Origin of the sequence: Streptomyces sp. B1I3, from assembly GCF_030816615.1 — a bacterium.
Lineage (GTDB): Bacteria > Actinomycetota > Actinomycetes > Streptomycetales > Streptomycetaceae > Streptomyces.
This window is the reverse complement of record NZ_JAUSYD010000001.1, coordinates 1,868,635-1,887,179: the sequence shown is the minus strand read 5'-3', so window position 1 is coordinate 1,887,179 and position 18,545 is coordinate 1,868,635. Positions and strand designations below refer to the sequence as shown.

The window sequence follows — 18,545 nt, the reverse complement described above, 5'->3', positions numbered from 1 at the left end:
CTGTTCACGTAACAGCTCTTGTCGTCACCGAGGCAACAACACCCATCAGAACCGAACAGGCGCCGTGCGCCGCAAGCCGCCCCCGGTCACCGGCCGAGGGCGGCTTGCGGTGTTACCGGCCTATTTTTTCGGTGTCCGTATGTGGAGGCCCCGCGCTCATCGGAGGCTGCGACTGCTCAAGGTCTTGACGGGGGCCACCCCAAAACGCTCAGCTTAGGGTTCACATGTTAGAGAAAACGGCAGGAGTGAGAGAGTCGATGGAGACTCCGGGGTCGCAGACATCTCTGCATCGGGCCAATCTTGAGCGGGTCGTACGGGCCGTACGGATGGCGGGGTCGCTGACCCAGGCCGAGATCGCCAGGAGCACCGGCCTCTCCGCGGCCACCGTCTCCAACATCGTCCGCGAGCTGAAGGACGGCGGCACGGTCGAGGTGACACCCACCTCGGCGGGTGGACGCCGTGCCCGGAGCGTCTCCCTGAGCGGGGACGCGGGCATCGTCATCGGAGTGGACTTCGGCCACACCCACCTGCGCGTGGCCATCGGCAACCTGGCCCACCAGGTGCTGGCCGAGGAGTCCGAGCCGCTGGACGTCGATGCCTCGTCGGCGCAGGGCTTCGGCCGGGCGGAACAGCTGGTCAACCGGTTGGTGGAGACCACCGGGATCAGCCCGGGCAAGGTGATCGGCGTAGGGCTGGGCGTCCCGGGGCCGATCGACGTGGAGTCCGGCACGCTCGGATCCACCTCGATCCTGCCGGGCTGGACGGGCATCAATCCCAGCCAGGAGCTCTCCGGACGCCTCGGAGTGCCCGTGTACGTCGACAACGACGCCAACCTCGGAGCCCTGGGCGAGCTCGTCTGGGGCAGCGGCCGCGGGGTGCGGGACCTCGCCTACATCAAGGTGGCCAGCGGCGTCGGCGCAGGTCTGGTGATAGACGGGCACATCTACCGCGGGCCCGGCGGCACCGCCGGCGAGATCGGCCACATCACGCTCGACGAGGCGGGGCCGGTGTGCCGCTGCGGCAACCGGGGCTGCCTGGAGACCTTCACGGCCGCCCGGTACGTCCTGCCCCTGCTCAGGCCCAGCCACGGGCCCGATCTCACGATGGAGCGGGTCGTCCAGCTGGCCCGCGAGGGCGATCCCGGCTGCCGGAGGGTGATCGGAGACGTCGGCCGGTACATCGGCAGCGGCGTGGCCAACCTCTGCAACCTCCTCAACCCCAGCAGGGTGGTGCTCGGCGGCTCCCTCGCGGAGGCGGGGGAGCTGGTGCTCGGGCCGATCCGGGACTCGGTCTCCCGGTATGCCATCCCCAGTGCCGCGCGGCAGCTCTCGGTGCTGCCGGGCGCCCTCGGGGGCCGGGCGGAAGTGCTGGGCGCGCTGGCCCTCGTGCTGAGCGAGATGGGGGATTCATCCCTTTTGGAGAGCACCCTCCCCGCCGGGACTCCCGCCTTCACTTAGATAACGAATGGCACCGTTGTCATCTCGTTAAGAATTTACTCCTTGACGCCGTCCCTGCGGCCGAGTTGACTTCCAGCCACCTCGGCCGCAACGTCGCGGCCTCGTCAGGGAGGTTCGAAATGAACACGCGTATGCGTCGTGCCGCCGTTGCCGTTGCCGCCACCACGATGGCTGTCTCGCTTGCTGCTTGCGGGAGTGCCAAGGAGTCGGGCGACAAGACCGGCTCGGACTCGGGCAAGAAGGGCGACGACCTCAAGATCGGTCTGCTCCTTCCCGAGAACGCGACGGCTCGGTACGAGAAGTTCGACAAGCCGATCATCGAGAAGAAGGTCGGCGAGCTCACCGGAGGCAAGGCGGAGGTCGTCTACGCCAACGCCAAGCAGGACGCCACCACACAGGCGCAGCAGGTCGAGACCATGATCACCAACAAGGTCGACGCGCTGATCATCGACGCGGTCGACGCCAAGGCGATCGAGAACAGCGTCAAGAAGGCCAAGGACGCCGGCATCCCCGTCGTCGCCTTCGACCGCCTCGCCGAGGGCCCGATCGACGCCTACACCTCCTTCGACAACGAAGAGGTGGGCCGCGCCCAGGGCAAGGCCCTGCTGGAGGCCCTGAAGGGCAAGGCCAAGCCCACCGTCGTGATGATGCACGGCTCCATCACCGACCCGAACGCCGCGCTCTTCAAGAAGGGCGCCAAGTCGGTGCTCGACGGCAAGGTGACCTACGGCAAGGAGTACGACACCAAGGAGTGGAAGCCGGAGAACGCCAACGCCAACATGGAGGGCGCGATCACGGCCCTCGGCAAGGACAAGATCGACGGCGTCTACTCCGCCAACGACGGCATGGCCGGCGGCATCATCCAGGCCCTCAAGTCCGCCGGTGTCACCAAGCTCCCGCCGGTCACCGGCCAGGACGCCGAACTCGCCGGTGTGCAGCACATCGTCACCGGTGAGCAGTACATGAGCGTCTACAAGAGCTACCCGCAGGAGGGCGTCGTCGCCGCGGAGATGGCCGTCGCGCTCGCCAAGGGCGAGAAGCTCGACACCATCGCCACGTCCAAGGTCGACAACGCGAGCCAGAAGGGCGTGCCGTCGGTGCTCGTCCCGGTCGTCTCGCTGACCAAGGACAACATCAAGGAGACCATCATCAAGGATGGCATCTGGACGATCGACGAGATCTGCACGGCCAAGTACAAGGCCGACTGCGACGCGATCGGCCTGAAGTAGTCCTTACCGCGTGACCGGCCCGCACGGCCGGTCCGCGGGCCCACAAGCCTGTCCGGTGCCTCGCCCACCAACTGTCCCGCTACCGGGCGGGGCACCGGACGGAACGCTTCCTCTGTTCCCATTTTTCTGCTCGACCACCGCGCCTTCCCCCAGGCGCGGCATCCCCGCCGGGTCAGGCGGCGAAGGAGATGGTTCACGTGTCCGCTACGCCCGTGTTGGCGTTGCGAGGGGTCTCCAAGCGATTCGGTGCCGTCCAGGCGCTCACCGATGTCGAACTTGAGGTCCACGCCGGCGAAGTGGTCGCCCTGGTGGGCGACAACGGCGCCGGTAAATCAACGCTGGTCAAGACGATCGCCGGCGTCCACCCCATCGATGACGGAGTCATCGAGTGGGACGGCCGGCCGGTCCAGGTCAACAAGCCGCACGACGCCCAGAACCTGGGCATCGCGACCGTCTACCAGGACCTCGCGCTGTGCGACAACATCGATGTCGTCGGCAACCTCTACCTGGGCCGGGAGCTCCGCCGGTTCGGAGTGCTCGACGAGATCGAGATGGAGCGCCGCTCGCGCGAGCTCCTGAGCACGCTGTCGATCCGCATCCCCAGCGTCCGCATCCCGATCGCCTCGCTCTCCGGCGGCCAGCGCCAGACCGTGGCCATCGCGCGTTCGATGCTCGGTGAGCCCAAGCTCGTCATCCTCGACGAGCCCACCGCAGCCCTCGGCGTCGAGCAGACCGCTCAGGTCCTCGACCTCGTGGAGCGGCTGCGCGAGCGCGGCCACGCGGTCATCCTCATCAGCCACAACATGGCCGATGTGAAGGCCGTCGCCGACAAGGTCGCCGTACTCCGGCTCGGCCGGAACAACGGGATCTTCGACGTGAAGACCACCTCGCAGGAAGAGATCATCTCCGCCATCACGGGCGCCACGGAAAACGCCGTGACCCGTCGTGCGGCGCGCAACGCGGAGGCCAAGAAGTGACGACCGACAAGACCGCCACCCCCGTGGTCAACCCGGAGGCCGCCAAGGGTGCGGCCACCGCGGTCGACCCCCGCCTGCTCGTCCGCGAGCAGGGCCTCGGCGGATACATCACCGAGTTCAAGCGCAAGATGCGCGGGGGTGATCTCGGCTCGATCCCCGTGGTCATCGGCCTGCTCATCATCTGCGTGGTCTTCCAGAGCCTGAACTCCGAGTTCCTCTCGGCGAAGAACATCAGCGACATCGCCGTGGCCATGGTCGCCACCGGCATGATGGCCGTCGGCATCATCTTCGTGCTGCTGCTCGGCGAGATCGACCTGTCGGTCGGCTCGGTCAGCGGTGTCTCCGGCGCGGTCGTCGCCGTCCTCAGCGTGTCGCAGGGCATGAACGAGTGGCTCGCCATCGTCATCGCGATCGTCAGCGGCGCCGTCATCGGTGCGGTACACGGCTTCTTCTTCGCACGGATCGGCGCACCCGCGTTCGCCGTCACCCTCGCCGGCCTGCTGTTCTGGCTGGGCTTCATGCTCCAGCTGCTCGGCGACACCGGCACGATCAACCTGGACAGCGACGGCGTGGTCGGTCAGCTGACCACGTACTACTTCACGGACGTCGCGGCCGCCTACGGCCTCGCCGCGATCGCCGTCATCGCGTTCTTCCTGTCCGCCTTCCTGGACAGCCGCCGCCGCGAGGCCGCGGGCATCCCCGCCCGGCCGGTCACCGACATCGTGGTGCGCACCGTCGTGCTCGCGGTGTTCGCCTTCGCCGCCGCCTTCATGTTCAACCAGCACCGCGGTCTCCCGCTGGCGCTGGTCCTCTTCCTCGTCGTCCTGGTCGGCACGGACTTCCTCCTGCGCCGCACCGCGTACGGCCGGAAGATCTTCGCGCTCGGCGGCAGCGTCGAGGCGTCCCGCCGCGCCGGCATCAACGTCACCGCGATCCGCGTCTCGGTGTTCGCCATCGCCGGTACCTTCGCGGCCATCGGCGGCCTGTTCTGGGCCTCCAAGATCGCGGCGGTCAACCAGGGGTCCGGCACCGGTGACCTCCTGATGAACGTCATCGCCGCGGCCGTCATCGGCGGCACCAGCCTCTTCGGTGGCCGGGGCCGCACCTGGAACGCCCTGCTCGGCGTCATGGTGATCGTCTCGATCCAGTACGGCCTCGCCCTGGAGGGCATCGCCACGCCGATCCAGTACATGGTGACCGGCGCTGTGCTTCTCGCCACGGTCGTCATCGACTCCATCAGCCGCAAGACGCAGAAGACCGCGGGCCGCGCCTGACCGTCGCACCTGCGCACATGTGCCCGGCATCCTCCGCGATGCCGGGCACGTGCGCGTCCGCCCGCCGCCGGACGGCGTGGCGGAACGGGCCGCCGGATGACCGCGGCCGCCCGGGGAACATTAGACTCATCGGATCGGCACGCTCGACCAGCTCAAACGCAAGGAGGCACGGGTGGACCTGCTGACCCGCATCGGGGGACCGCGCGACCTGGACCGGCTCAGCCTCGAGCAGCTGGACCAGCTCGCCGAGGAGATCCGAACCTTCCTCGTCGACGCGGTGTCCAAGACCGGCGGCCACCTCGGCCCGAACCTGGGCGTGGTCGAGCTGACCATCGCCCTGCACCGGGTGTTCGAGTCCCCGCAGGACAAGGTCCTCTTCGACACCGGCCACCAGAGCTACGTGCACAAGCTGCTCACCGGCCGGCAGGACTTCTCGAGGCTCAAGAGCAAGGGCGGCCTCTCCGGATACCCCTCCCGCGCCGAGTCCGCGCACGACGTCATCGAGAACTCGCACGCCTCGACGGTCCTGGGCTGGGCCGACGGCCTCGCCAAGGCCAACGAGATCCTCAAGAAGGACGACCACGTCGTCGCGGTCATCGGTGACGGCGCGCTCACCGGCGGTATGGCCTGGGAGGCGCTGAACAACATCGCCGCCGCCAAGGACCGCCCCCTCGTCATCGTCGTCAACGACAACGAGCGCTCGTACGCACCGACCATCGGCGGCCTCGCCAACCACCTCGCCACCCTGCGCACCACCGACGGGTACGAGCGGTTCCTGGCCCGCGGCAAGGACCTCCTGGAGCGCACGCCCGTCGTCGGCAGGCCGCTGTACGAGACCCTGCACGGCGCCAAGAAGGGCCTCAAGGACTTCATCGCTCCGCAGGGCATGTTCGAGGACCTCGGCCTCAAGTACGTCGGCCCGATCGACGGCCACGACATCGAGGCCCTGGAATCCGCGCTCCAGCGGGCCAAGCGCTTCGGCGGCCCCGTCATCGTCCACTGCATCACCGAAAAGGGCCGCGGCTATACCCCGGCCCTCCAGGACGAGGCGGACCGCTTCCACGCCGTCGGCAAGATCCACCCGGACACCGGCCTGCCCACCTCCACCTCCGGCCTGGACTGGACCTCGGTCTTCGGGGAGGAAATGGTCAAGCTGGGCCACGAGCGCGAGGACATCGTCGCCATCACGGCGGCCATGCTCCAGCCGGTCGGCCTCGGCAAGTTCGAGGAGGCCTTCCCCGACCGCATCTACGACGTGGGCATCGCCGAACAGCACGGCGCGGTCTCCGCGGCCGGCCTCGCCACCGGCGGGCTGCACCCCGTCTTCGCGGTCTACGCGACCTTCCTCAACCGGGCCTTCGACCAGGTCCTCATGGACGTCGCCCTGCACAGGTGCGGCGTCACCTTCGTCCTGGACCGGGCCGGAGTCACCGGGACGGACGGCGCCTCGCACAACGGCATGTGGGACATGTCGATCCTGCAGTGCGTACCCACCCTGCGCATCGCCGCCCCGCGCGACGCCGACCAGGTCCGCGCCCAGCTGCGCGAGGCCGTCGACATCGACGACGCCCCGACCGTCGTCCGCTTCTCCAAGGGCGCGGTCGGCCCGGCGGTCAAGGCCGTCGGCACCGCGGGCGGCATGGACATCCTGCGCACGGCGGACACGGACCGGCCCGACGTCCTCCTGGTCTCGGTCGGGGCGCTCGCCCCGATGTGCCTGGAGATCGCCGGTCTGCTGGATGCCCAGGGCATCTCCACCACCGTGGTCGACCCGCGCTGGGTCAAGCCCGTCGACGAGGCCCTCGCCCCGCTCGCCGCGCAGCACCGGGTCGTCGTGACCGTCGAGGACAACAGCAGGGCCGGCGGTGTCGGCTCCGCCATCGCCCAGGCGCTGCGCGACGCGGGCGTCGACGTACCCCTGCGCGACTTCGGCATCCCGCCGGTCTTCCTCGACCACGCCTCCCGCAAGGAGGTCATGGCCGAGATCGGACTGACCGCGCCGGACATCGCCCGTCAGGTCACGGGGCTCGTCGCCAGGCTCGACGGACGGTACGAGAGCCGGGCCGTGGAGCCCGTCCGCGACTGATCCGCCCGCGCGCCCCACTGGGCCGGTCGCCCACCCTGTACGGGTGGTCCGACCGGCCCATTCGCGTGAAATCGGGCCGGGCGGAGCGTGCCCGGGGCGCCCGGATCCGAATCATGGCGTGCACGACGAGCGCGTGGAGGTACGCCGGTGAGCACGCATCAGGACACGCCCCCCAGCAGAGAAGGACTGTTCCGGACCAAGACGGTCGAACAGTCCATCCGCGATACCGAAGAGCCGGAACACGCCCTGAAGAAGTCGCTCTCCGCCCTGGACCTCACGGTCTTCGGGGTCGGCGTCATCATCGGCACCGGCATCTTCGTCCTCACGGGCAAGGTCGCGAAGGAGACGGCGGGCCCGGCCACCGCGCTCGCGTTCGTCGCGGCCGGCATCGTCTGCGCCCTGGCCGCGCTCTGCTACGCCGAATTCGCCTCCACCGTCCCGGTGGCCGGATCCGCCTACACCTTCTCCTACGCGTCCCTCGGGGAGCTGGTCGCCTGGATCATCGGCTGGGACCTGGTGCTCGAATTCGCCCTGGGTACGGCGGTGGTGGCGGTCGGCTGGTCCGGTTACGTCCGCTCCCTGCTGGACAACATCGGCTGGACGATGCCCGCCACACTCTCCGGGCCCGACGTGGCGAGCGGATTCGGCTTCGACCTGCTGGCCTTCGCCCTGGTGCTGATCCTCACCGTGATCCTGGTGCTCGGAATGAAGCTCTCCGCCCGGGTGACCACCGTCGTGGTGGCCATCAAGATCGCCGTGGTGCTGATCGTGATCATCGCCGGCCTGTTCTTCATCGAGGCGGCGAACTACTCCCCCTTCATCCCCGAGGCCAAGGCCCAGCCCTCGGGCTCCGGCCTGGACGCCCCCCTGGTCCAGCTGATCTTCGGCTACGAACCGACCAACTTCGGCGTCATGGGCATCTTCACCGCCGCTTCCGTGGTCTTCTTCGCCTTCATCGGATTCGACGTCGTGGCCACCGCGGCGGAGGAGACCAAGCTGCCGCAGCGGGACATGCCCCGCGGCATCCTCGCCTCGCTCCTCATCTGCACGGTGCTCTACGTCGCGGTGTCGATCGTGGTCACGGGCATGCAGAACTACTCCGAACTCTCCGTCAGCGCCCCGCTCGCCGACGCGTTCAAGGCCGTCGGGCACCCCTTCTACGCCGGAGTCATCAGCTTCGGCGCCGCGGTCGGGCTCACCACGGTCTGCCTGATCCTGCTGCTCGGCCAGACCCGCGTCTTCTTCGCGATGAGCCGCGACGGGCTGCTCCCGCGCTTCTTCTCCGTGACGCACCCGCGCTTCGGCACCCCGTACCGTCCGACCATCCTGCTCGGGGTGATCATCGCGATCGTGGCCGGCTTCACGAGCATCAACGAGCTGGCGACCCTGGTGAACATCGGCACGCTCTTCGCGTTCGTGGTCGTCGCCCTCGGCGTCATCGTCCTGCGCCGCACCCGCCCCGACCTGCACCGCGCGTTCCGCACCCCGTGGGTGCCGGCGCTCCCCGTCGTCTCGGTGGCGGCCTCGGTCTGGCTGATGCTCAACCTGCCGGCGGAGACGTGGCTGCGGTTCGCGATCTGGATGGCGATCGGCGTGGTCATCTACTTCACGTACGGCCGCAAGAACAGCCGGATGTCCAAGGAGTCCACCCGCTGACAAACCCCGGAGCCCCCGCCTGCGGGCAGGGGGTCAGCTCCGTGACGGCGGCAGCGGCCGTACCGTACGCGGGCCCGCGCACCGGGCCCCGTACGCCTCGGCCCGCTGCCGCAGCCCCCGGTCGGCGGTGACGACGAGGCAGTCGCGGTCCGCTCCGGTCTCCGACGCCCAGCCGGCGACCAGTTCGACGATCAGATCGTCGCCCTCGCCCCTGGCGGACTCCACCCGCACACCCGGGACGGAACCGGCCTCCCGGGCCGCGCCCTCGACGACGAGCACGATCTCCAGCGGCCCGGGGAGGCCGGGCAGCCCGGCCGAGGCGTACGGGACCAGCGAGTCCCGCAGCCGCTCGGCGGCTCCCCGCCGGTCCCGCCACCATCCGTCGGGTACGGAACCCACCACGTTGGCGGCGTCGACGATCACCAGAGTGCTCTCACCTGTCACTCTCGAAGAATGCCAGGTCAGCCGCCGGCGGCCGGAGACTTCTTCGCCGACTCGGGAATCGTGGCGTCCGTCCGGATCGCCTTCCAGAGGTCGCCGGCCTGGGGCTCGGCCGCCACCACGCGGTTCGGGTCCTGGGTGTCGTAGGCGACCGGCAGCATGATCGTCTCCATGGAGGAGGGATCGACACCGTTCATCGAGCGGGCGAAGTCGCTGAGCGAGGTCAGCGACGCGAGCCCCTCGTCCGTGGTGAGCGACTTGGTGGCGGAGTTCGCGATCTTGTACGTGGTCGTCGGACTGCCCAGCAGGTCCTGCGACTTGATCTCGGTGAGCAGCGCGAGCAGGAACTGCTGCTGGAGCCCGATCCGGCCCAGGTCGCTGCCGTCACCGACGCCGTGCCGGGTACGCACGTAGGCGAGGGACTCGGTGCCGTTGAGCTTGTGCGTGCCGGCGGTCAGGTCGAGCCCCGAGGCCTCGTCCTTGATCGGCTCCTCGACCTTGACGGTGACCCCGCCGATCGCGTCGACCAGGTCCTTGAAACCCGCGAAGTTGATCTCCAGGTAGTGGTCGATCCGGACCCCGGACATCTTCTCCACGGTCTTGACCACGCAGGCCGGACCGACCTGTGAGTAGACGGAGTTGAACATGACCCGCTCGGCGGAGGCGGTCGTCGAACCGTCGGCCTCGACGCACTCGGGCCGGGTCACCAGGGTGTCGCGCGGAATGGACACGGCGACGGCCTCGGTGCGCCCTTCGGGTATGTGCACCACCATCGCGGTGTCGGACCGCGCCCCGCTGACGTCGCCGCCCCCGCCCAGCTCCTTGTTCTCCGCCCCGGCCCGCGAGTCGGAGCCGAGGACGAGCAGGTTCTGGCCGGTGGTGGGCAGCTTCTCGGGACGGTCCTCACCGAGCGCCTTGTCGATGTCGACGCCCTTGATGTTGCCGTCGAGCCGGCTGTACATCCAGTACACGGTGCCTCCGCCTGCCAGCAGGAGGACGAGCAGCACCCCGAGCGTGATCTTGAGGCCGCGGCGGCGCTTGCGAGGCTTGGGCGCGCGTCGGGAGGGAGTGCTGTCGTGGCTCATCGTGCGTGAGTCCTCAATCTCGTTGCCCGGGGCGGACAGGGGAGTGCGTGGGACTCGGGTGGGGGGCGTGACCGGTCCGTAAACATCGACTGACCGAGCACTATAGAACAGGCAAGCGGTAGAACGTGTGAACCAGGTGAACAGATACCCGGTGATACGTGGAAGGTGTGTCGATCTACTATTCGCGCATGACTTGGTTGATCACGGGTGGGGCGGGCTTCATCGGGGCGCACGTCGTCCGGGCGATGGCGGAGGCCGGCGAGCGGGTCGCGGTGTACGACGATCTTTCGACGGGTGACCGTTCCCGCGTTCCCGCGGGCGTCCCGTTCGTGCACGGATCGACTCTCGACGGAGACGGGCTGCGACGTGCCATGGCGGAACTGTCCGTGCGAGGGATCGTGCACCTTGCGGCGAAGAAACAGGTGGGGGAGTCCGTAGAGCGTCCGCTGTACTACTACCGCGAGAACGTGCACGGTCTCCAAGTCCTTCTGGGCGCGGCTGCGGACAGTGGGGTCCGCGCATTCCTTCTCTCTTCGTCCGCAGCTGTCTACGGCATGCCCGACGTCGAGCTGGTCACGGAAGACACGCCCTGCGCCCCGATCAATCCGTACGGCGAGACGAAACTGGCTGGCGAGTGGCTGGTCCGCGCGGCGGGAAAGGCGCACGGAATGGCGACCGCTTCGATGCGGTACTTCAATGTGGCCGGCGCGGCGACGCCGCAGCTGGCCGACACCGGCGTCTTCAACCTCGTTCCGATGGTCTTCGAGAAGCTCACGCGGGGGGAGGCCCCGGTGATCTTCGGCGAGGACTACGACACCCCGGACGGCACCTGCGTACGGGATTTCGTCCACGTCGACGACATCGCTTCGGCGCACCTCGCCGCGGCACGCGCCCTGCTCGTCCGGGAGGCCGGTACGGACCTGACCATCAACATCGGGCGCGGCGAGGGCGTGTCGGTACGCGAGATGATCGACCTCATCGGTGAGGTGACCGGGTACGGCGCCGGTTCCGCTCCCGTCTCGGTCGCGCGCAGGCCCGGTGATCCGCACCGGGTGGTCGCCTCGGCGGCACGCATCCGAGCCGAGCTCGGGTGGTCGGCCCGCCGCGATCCGCGTGACATGGTGACCTCCGCCTGGGAGGGCTGGTGTCTCCGGCACCCGACGGCGCGACGGGGACCGCGTCAGGCGGCCTGAGCCGGCCGCAGTGAACGACTCGTGAAGCTTGTGGCAAACTTGCCCATCGTCGAGTCGCCGGCCCATCCGTCATGGACGTGTCGGCCGCCCGGCGGGTGGGTGGCCGGACTGCTTGCGGGGGAGCGGCGGCCGCGCCGGACAGCGGCGCAGGGAAGAAACGAAGGAACTGATGCGAACGAGGGCGGGGCGAGGCGCTGCGCGGACGGACGCCTCCGCGCTCGGGCGCGTGGGGAAGCCGTCCCGTCTCCTCGGCGAGCACGGCGTGCGGCTCTTCATGGGTAAGGACCACCGGCTGACCGCGTTCGCCCGCGCGGAAGGCGGGCTCGTGCGCTGGACGCAACGTCGGGCCGGGATGGCGGACTGGGGCGAGCCCGAGTTGTTGCCCGCTCCGCGCCTGACCCACCTGTCGATGACCCAGGGAGCCGACGGTTTCGTGCACTTCGTCGGCAGGCGGGTGTCGGCTGACGGCGATTCCGTGGCGGTCGTGCAAGCCATCCAGTACCAGACGGGCCGCCCGCTCACCCAGTGGCACACGATAGGCAATCCGCACAAGGACCCGGAGCGGGCCCGTTCGGTGACCGGTCCGGGTGCCGCGGTGAGCGCTGTGGGGCGCCTTCACGTCTTTCTGGCCAGGGCCGGCGGTGACGTCACGATGCGGCAGGAGGCGGCCAACGGCCGGTGGCCTGCCTGGAAAAACCTGAAGGGACAGTTGGCGCAGGAAGGCGCGGTGGCCGTGGCATCGGCTTCCGGCCGGATAGAACTGCTGGTTCCGGACACCGCAGGCCGCGTGATGCGTTGGCGGCAGTCCGAGCCGGACGGTGAGCTGGAACGGTGCCCCAATATCCACATCGCGCCGGCGCCGGGCACACTGACCGGGCTCGAAACAGCGGCCGACCGCATCACCTACTACTGGGCCGACTCCGCTACCGGGGGCGTCTTCGCCCATCGTCCTGGCGGTTGGGTCATACCCCTCGGCGGAGGACCCGTCAGCGGGCGCATCCAGGTGCTGCGCATGGCGCTCGACGGCTACGACTGCACGGTGCTGGCCTACCGAAGTGCCGACGGCGACGTGATGCTGGCGGCGTGCGCGACGGAGAACGAGTCCGCGGGCCTCTGGTGGGCGCCGACCGGTGAGCGGTGCGTGGGGCCTCCGGCTCTGATCCGTGACGTGTACGGGCGCCTGATCATCGCCGTCCTCGGTGAGGAAGGCGAGCTGCGCATCGCCGAGCAGACCCCCGCATCAGGACTGGTCATGGGTCCCTCGGTGCGCGTCTGACCGGCAGTATTCCGGTTCTTCTTGTTCCCCCAGGCAACACGGCCTGCCTATTGCATGTGTGTAACAGATAAGTCGATCCATCGATCAAAGATGGACATTGAATGTTCAAGATGTGAATATTCTGTGGCGCCCATCTGTCTCTGGTGATGGGGTCGGAGAGCAGGCACTGCTCTACGGGTGAAGGCGCGGGATCGGGCTCGATTGCCCCTGGGCGTATGGATGGTGCGGTAGTTCTGTGGCCAGCGTGAGTAACCCTGAGACCAGTGCGCTCGTTTCCACTTACCGGTCACTCGTTCCCGTCCGGGCGCGGCGGCGCATCGTAAGCCGGGTGCCTGTCCCTCTGCGCAATCTGGTCATGCACCTTCTGGCCACGTTCGACTCCGCCCGCTCCGCAGTCGTCGTAAGGGCTCTGGGGGGTCGGCGCAATCCCGCCCGGCACAGCCTGGACGCTTCGCTGCGCGTGGTCCGGATCGAGGGCAAGCACGTCCGGGCCACCGTGGTCCGGGGTGCCACCGAGTGGGCGGCGCGGGCGAGGAACCTGCACATGGTGGTTGCCATCCTGGAAGACGCGGAGATCGAGTACTTCGCGGTCCGCGGTACCGGCAAGGACATCCCGTGTGTCGCCGTGTCGTCGCGGCTCCGCGGTGACGCCGAGGAAGTTCTGCAGATCGCCTTCGGGCGCAATCCCGGCTATGTCCGTGACGTCTCCGGCGGGCAGTTGCGGCCCGGAGCGTCGGCGAAGACCTGGAACAGGCTCCGGTCGAGCGAGGTCCTCCGGTTGACCTGGAATGTCTGCGACCCTACGGGGGGACTGGTCTTCGGCCCGGACTCCGGCTGCGACCTGGAGTTCTGGGCGGAGAGGAACGGCGAGTTGGTGGCTCCCAGGCCCAACGCCGTGGTCACGGAACTGCCGGCGGATCCGGAGTTCCGTGTCGTGGAGCAGAGGGTGTTCAGCGCGGTCCCCAACCCGTACCACACCGGCTACGCCCGTACGGTTTCCGAGTTCACGGCCCGACTCCCCGGCGACCACATGTACCCGATCGACGTGGTCTACACGTGGGTCGATGACGCGGATCCGGTCTGGCGCGCGGGTAAGGACGCTGTTCGGCGCTCCCTCACACCCGACACGACGGAGCGACTGCACGAACAGGCCGACAACGACGCCCGGTACATCAGCAGGGACGAGCTCAGGTTCTCCCTGCGTTCCATCCACCAGTACGCACCGTGGGTGCGGAACATCTACCTGGTGACTGCAGGCCAGGCCCCCGGCTGGCTGAACACCGAGCACCCGGGCCTCCGTGTCGTCGATCACCGCGAGATATTCTCCGATCCCAGCGCGTTGCCGACGTTCAATTCCCACGCGATCGAAAGCCAGTTGCATCACATAGGCGACTTGGCGGAGCACTTTCTGTACCTCAATGACGACGTCTTCTTCGGTAGACCGGTCGGCCCCGGCCACTTCTTCCACCCCAACGGGCTGACGAAGTTCTTCACGTCGAAGGCCCTCATCCCGTCCGGACAGATCACCCCGGACGACCTGCCGGTCAACGCGGCCGGGAAGAACAGCCGGGGACTGATCGCCCAGCAGTTCGGCACCGTCATCTCCCAGAAGATGAAGCACACACCCCATGCGCTCAGCCGTTCCGTGCTCGCCGAGATCGAGCAGACCTACGAGCGGGCCCACTGGGTGACACAGCACTCCCGGTTCCGCTCGCCGCACGACATCCCCATCGCTTCCTCGCTCCACCACTACTACGCGTACCACCAGGCCCGTGCGACCCTCGGCAACCTTCGGTACGTGTACGTCGACATCGGTGACGCGCTGGCACAGCGGAGACTGGACCGGCTGGTCGCCCGGCGTGATTTCGACACCTTCTGCATCAACGACACCATCGTCCCAGCCGACCCGGACGCGCAGGAACGAATGGTGAAACGGTTCCTCAACGACTACTTCCCCGTCCCGAGCCCCTTCGAGCTTCCTGGAGCCGAAGGCCTGCCGACACGGCGCACCGCAGAACTGGGAGCAGGCCGATGATGCCCCGCCGCAGGCACCTGGCAGCCGTACGCCGCCGGCTGACCACACGTGCGGCTCCGCTCCGCTCCTGGCTCATGCGGCGCTTCTTCGTGCCCCTGCGCTCCCGCCGCGCGGCACGTCTCGCCTACGCGGCGGTTCTCGACGGTCAGACGGTGAACCTGCACGCCGTACTCCCGGATTCGGCGCGCCTCCCCGAGAAGGCCGAACTGGTCATCAGGCGCGGACGACGACGATACGAAAGTCCGGCACGCGTGTACGAGGACCGGGAAGGCCGCCTCCTCATGGACGCCGCGGTCCTGCTGGGAGCGGAGGCCGGTGGCGTACCTGTGGACGACGGACGCTGGAAGGTCGTGCTGTCCACACGGACGGGACGCAAGTCGACCCGTTTCCCGCTGCTCCTCCTTGAGCCGCCGAAGCCGTACGGCGGGCCCACCATGCCCATGTCCGTCTCGCCGGTCAGCGGCCGACGGTACCGGTTGGGGCGCACGGTCACGGGCCATCTCCGGGTGGTCAGTTCCCGCGCCCGGCCTTCCGCCGAGGTCGTGAAGGTCAAGCTCTTCCACACGGGACTCATCGTCGACTTCCGGGTCCTCGGGGCCGAAGCCGTCGAGCCGTGGACCGAGTTCATCGCCTCAGGCCGCCGGATCCAGCAGCCGGTCACCGAACTCGGCGACGGGATGTGGCGCACGGTCGTCCCGCTGGAACAGATGACGCCGGAGCGCAGGGCGACCGAACACTGGGACGTCACCTTCTGCGCACCGGGCATGCGCAGCATGCGACTCGGGCGACGCCTTCACGATGTCCGCAATCCGCTCCGAGTATTTGCCATGACGCAGGCGAGCGTGGCCCCCAGAGGCCAGAGCCCCCTGCTCGTGCACCCTCGCTACACACCTGCGGGCAACTTCCGCGTGACGTGCAGCCGTATGCCTGAAGCCGGGCGGAGAAGCACATGAAGATCACCTTTCTGCTGACCACTGCCGACGCCGTGGGCGGTACGGAGCGGGCGGTGTTCAACCAGGCGGCGGAACTCGCCGAGCGTCATGACGTCCGTGTCCTGAGTGTCTTCAAGAGCAAGGCCGAACTCTTCTTCTCACCCGACGAACGCATCCGGGTGGATTACCTCGTCGACATGACCGGCCCTGTGCAGCGCCCACTGCGCAAGGCGGATCTCGCGGATTCGGTCTACGCGGCGTTGGCGGCGCAGCCCAGCAGTCTGGTCGACCGTGCCTGGGAAGCGGCCTTCAACAGGCTGTCCGATGTCGAACTCGGCCTCGCGCTGGAGCACACCGACACCGACATCCTCATCACCACCACCCCGGCGCTCATGGCTCTGGCCGTGCAGTTGGCCCCCGCCGCGGTGATCACCGTGCACCAGGAACATCGCGTCTCGGAACTGCGCGGCACCAGTGGAGAGCCGCTCCTGCGCTACTCGGCGCGCCTTGACGCCCTGGCGGTGCTCAGTGATCGCACCCGGGACTGGTTCGCCGAGACGCTCGGAGCGACCGCCCCGCGTATCGAAGTGGTGCCGAACGCCCTGCCGGCCGGTTTCCGGCCACGCTCGACGCTGGAGACCAGGACCGTCGTGACAGCCGGCCGGCTGGTGGGCGAGAAGCAGCTCGACCACGCCCTGGAAGCGTGGGCGCTGCTTGCTCCCCACCACCCCGGCTGGACATTGAAGATCTTCGGGGACGGCCCCATGAGCGGGGCGCTGCGACGTCAGATATCACAGCTGGGGCTGCACGACTGCGTCCAGCTGAACGGCAACTCGCCGCATCTCGCGGAGGAGTGGGCCAAGGCCAGCATCGCGCTGATGACCTCGAAGAACGAGGCGTTCCCCCTCGTCCTCATGGAGGCGCAGGCGGCGGGTGTCCCCGTGGTGTCGTACGACTGCCCGAACGGTCCCAGCGAGATCATTCTCGACGGGCAGTCGGGGGTCCTGGTGCCGCCCGGTGACGTGGAGGCACTGGCGGGGCGGCTGCACCAGCTCATGACGGACGGCCCGTTGCGCCACCGGATGGGCGCGTCGGCAGCTGAGTCGATCACCAGGTTCGCGCCGCCTCTGGTCACCGCACGCTGGGAGTCCTTCTTCCAGGGCCTGGTCGACGAGCGGGCACACGGCGGTCGGGCCGCGGTGAAGGCCGACCGGTTGGCGCTCCACGCCGCGTACAGCGGCCCGGACGGCGCCGCCACGGCGGCCACGCCCGCGCCGCCGAGCCAGATCCGGTCCGGCGCACATCGCCAGCTGGAACAGCAGGTCGCCAAACGCAGGCCCGAGTTGGTGAAGGACGGCGGGCAGCTGTGCCGCGTCACCGATGCGGAGTCGCCCTTCGACATCGTGCAGGCCAACCTCGCCCTCGCCGCCACGGCGCTCGAGGCCGCAGACGTCCCCTACCTCGTCGTCAGGGACACGATGGTGCGGCAGACCGTGGCCGTGCACGGTTCGTACCGCGAGACGGTACTCAAGTCGCTGGCCGGCCAGTACCGGCACGAGGGCGTCTACGCCGGTCTCCTCAACGACCGCCAGAACCCCGTCACCACCGTGCTCGCAGGGCTGCTCGGGGACTACACCGACCACCCGTGCTCGGGTGTCCGGATCTACCAGAACGTGGTGTCGACCTCGCGCACGCTGCGGCTGGGGGCGGTATACGGGTGCACCATCTCCTTCTGGGACAACGACCCCGAGGAGAGCGACATCCTAGTGTCGCCCACCCGCACGCTGATCGGTGACCGTGTCTCCCAGCACTCCATGCGCCTGACGTCGACGGTGCTCTCCGGGCGTACCTACCCGACCATTGCTCCGTTCGCCAACGCCCTGCACGGTGACGTGGGCTTCCCGGTGGACGCGGTCTACACCTGGGTCGACGGCTCGGATGTCCAGTGGCTGGAACGGAAGAACCAGGTGCTGTCGTACCTGGGCCTGGAGACCGTGGACGCGGCAGCCAGCGCCGCACGGTTCCGCAGCCGGGACGAGCTCCGTTACTCGCTCCGGTCCATCGACATGTACGCGCCGTGGATCCGGAACATCTACATCGTGACGGACCGGCAGGTGCCCTCCTGGCTGGACCAGTCGCACCACCGGGTACGAGTCGTCGACCACACCGAGATCTTCGGCGACCAGGGTGCGCTTCCGACGTTCAACTCGCATGCCATTGAAAGCCGGCTGCACCACATCGACGGTCTCGCCGAGCACTTTCTCTACTTCAACGACGACTTCTTCATCGGCCGTACCGTACTGCCGAGTCTCTTCTTCCTGGGGAACGGCCAGGCGAAGCACTTCGTGTCGCCGACAGCAGTGCCCATGCTGCCACCGCTGGCTACCGACGACTTCAACATCAGTGCCGCCAAGAACAATCGCGAACTGATCGCTGCCAGCTTCGGTCAGACACTCACGCACTCTTTTCTGCACGCGCCGTACGTGCTCCGCAAGAGCGTTATGGAGGACTTGGAGCGCACCTACCCTCAGCAGGTCGCCCAGACCTCCGCGAGCAGGTTGCGCAGCCACAGTGACGTGTCCATCGCTTCATCGCTCCACCACTACTTCGCCTTCCACACAGGCAGAGGTGTGCCCGGTTCCATTTCGTGCGGCTTCGTCAATGTCGGTCTCAGTGAGCACAGGGCCCGTCTGAACAGGCTGCTGACCAGTCGCCCCAACGACGTCTTCTGCCTCAACGACTTCCATGACGGCGACGTGCCCGAGGAGGAACAGGACGCGATCCTCGCTGCGTTCCTTCCCAGCTACTTCCCCGTCGCCAGTCAGTTCGAGTACGGGGCACCACGCAATCAGCGTTACCATGCCGGCCTTCTTCCGGAGTGGCCGCTCTAGAGAGAAGTGGTAC

Annotated in this window: 13 protein-coding genes; 11 read left to right on the top strand and 2 right to left on the bottom strand. The window is 68.3% G+C overall.

What is annotated here, in order from left to right:
* Nucleotides 1–257: 257 nt before the first annotated feature.
* The 6 genes from QFZ58_RS08675 to QFZ58_RS08650 all read left to right on the top strand — a co-directional run bounded on the left by QFZ58_RS08675 (nt 258) and on the right by QFZ58_RS08650 (nt 8,679).
* Nucleotides 258–1,457 carry an ROK family transcriptional regulator gene (locus QFZ58_RS08675; protein ID WP_307124343.1) on the top strand — a complete coding sequence of 400 codons (1,200 nt, stop codon included), beginning with the start codon at nt 258–260 and terminating at the stop codon, nt 1,455–1,457.
* 119 nt (nt 1,458–1,576) lie between these two features.
* Complete coding sequence (locus QFZ58_RS08670) at nt 1,577–2,686, top strand: sugar ABC transporter substrate-binding protein (RefSeq protein ID WP_307124342.1); 1,110 nt, start codon at nt 1,577–1,579, stop codon at nt 2,684–2,686.
* A gap of 188 nt (nt 2,687–2,874) precedes the next feature.
* Complete coding sequence (locus tag QFZ58_RS08665) at nt 2,875–3,663, top strand: ATP-binding cassette domain-containing protein (RefSeq protein WP_307124341.1); 789 nt, start codon at nt 2,875–2,877, stop codon at nt 3,661–3,663.
* Nucleotides 3,660–4,937: a sugar ABC transporter permease gene (locus tag QFZ58_RS08660; protein ID WP_307124340.1), complete on the top strand. Its 1,278-nt coding sequence runs from the start codon at nt 3,660–3,662 to the stop codon at nt 4,935–4,937. Before QFZ58_RS08665 ends, QFZ58_RS08660 begins: the two co-directional genes overlap by 4 nt.
* 172 nt (nt 4,938–5,109) lie before the next feature.
* Nucleotides 5,110–7,023 (top strand): 1-deoxy-D-xylulose-5-phosphate synthase, encoded by a 1,914-nt coding sequence (dxs, locus tag QFZ58_RS08655; RefSeq protein ID WP_307124339.1) that lies wholly within the window; start codon nt 5,110–5,112, stop codon nt 7,021–7,023.
* Nucleotides 7,024–7,170: 147 nt separating this feature from the next.
* Nucleotides 7,171–8,679 carry an amino acid permease gene (locus QFZ58_RS08650; protein ID WP_307124338.1) on the top strand — a complete coding sequence of 503 codons (1,509 nt, stop codon included), beginning with the start codon at nt 7,171–7,173 and terminating at the stop codon, nt 8,677–8,679.
* 33 nt (nt 8,680–8,712) lie between these two features.
* Here the strand turns inward: QFZ58_RS08650 and QFZ58_RS08645 are convergent, their stop codons facing one another.
* Complete coding sequence (locus tag QFZ58_RS08645; RefSeq protein ID WP_307124337.1) at nt 8,713–9,123, bottom strand: NTP pyrophosphohydrolase; 411 nt, start codon at nt 9,121–9,123, stop codon at nt 8,713–8,715.
* A gap of 17 nt (nt 9,124–9,140) precedes the next feature.
* Nucleotides 9,141–10,205, bottom strand: coding sequence for an LCP family protein (locus QFZ58_RS08640; RefSeq protein WP_307124336.1), 1,065 nt, complete (start codon nt 10,203–10,205; stop codon nt 9,141–9,143).
* Between the two features lie 188 nt (nt 10,206–10,393).
* Between QFZ58_RS08640 and galE the strand changes: the two genes are divergently transcribed.
* The 5 genes from galE (at nt 10,394) to QFZ58_RS08615 (ending at nt 18,532) form a co-directional block, all read left to right on the top strand.
* On the top strand, nt 10,394–11,398 hold the full coding sequence (gene galE / locus QFZ58_RS08635; RefSeq protein WP_307124335.1) for a UDP-glucose 4-epimerase GalE: 1,005 nt from the start codon (nt 10,394–10,396) through the stop codon (nt 11,396–11,398).
* 169 nt (nt 11,399–11,567) lie between these two features.
* Entirely contained in the window at nt 11,568–12,674 is a 1,107-nt protein-coding gene (locus QFZ58_RS08630) for a hypothetical protein (RefSeq protein WP_307124334.1), read from the top strand.
* 235 nt (nt 12,675–12,909) lie between these two features.
* Nucleotides 12,910–14,709 carry a stealth family protein gene (locus QFZ58_RS08625; protein ID WP_307124333.1) on the top strand — a complete coding sequence of 600 codons (1,800 nt, stop codon included), beginning with the start codon at nt 12,910–12,912 and terminating at the stop codon, nt 14,707–14,709.
* A complete protein-coding gene (locus tag QFZ58_RS08620) occupies nt 14,706–15,662 on the top strand; it encodes a hypothetical protein (protein WP_307124332.1) in 957 nt (318 codons plus the stop codon). The genes QFZ58_RS08625 and QFZ58_RS08620 overlap by 4 nt, the downstream gene beginning before the upstream one ends.
* Nucleotides 15,659–18,532, top strand: a complete 2,874-nt coding sequence (locus QFZ58_RS08615; protein WP_307124331.1) for a stealth conserved region 3 domain-containing protein — start codon at nt 15,659–15,661, stop codon at nt 18,530–18,532. The genes QFZ58_RS08620 and QFZ58_RS08615 overlap by 4 nt, the downstream gene beginning before the upstream one ends.
* Nucleotides 18,533–18,545: the final 13 nt, after the last annotated feature.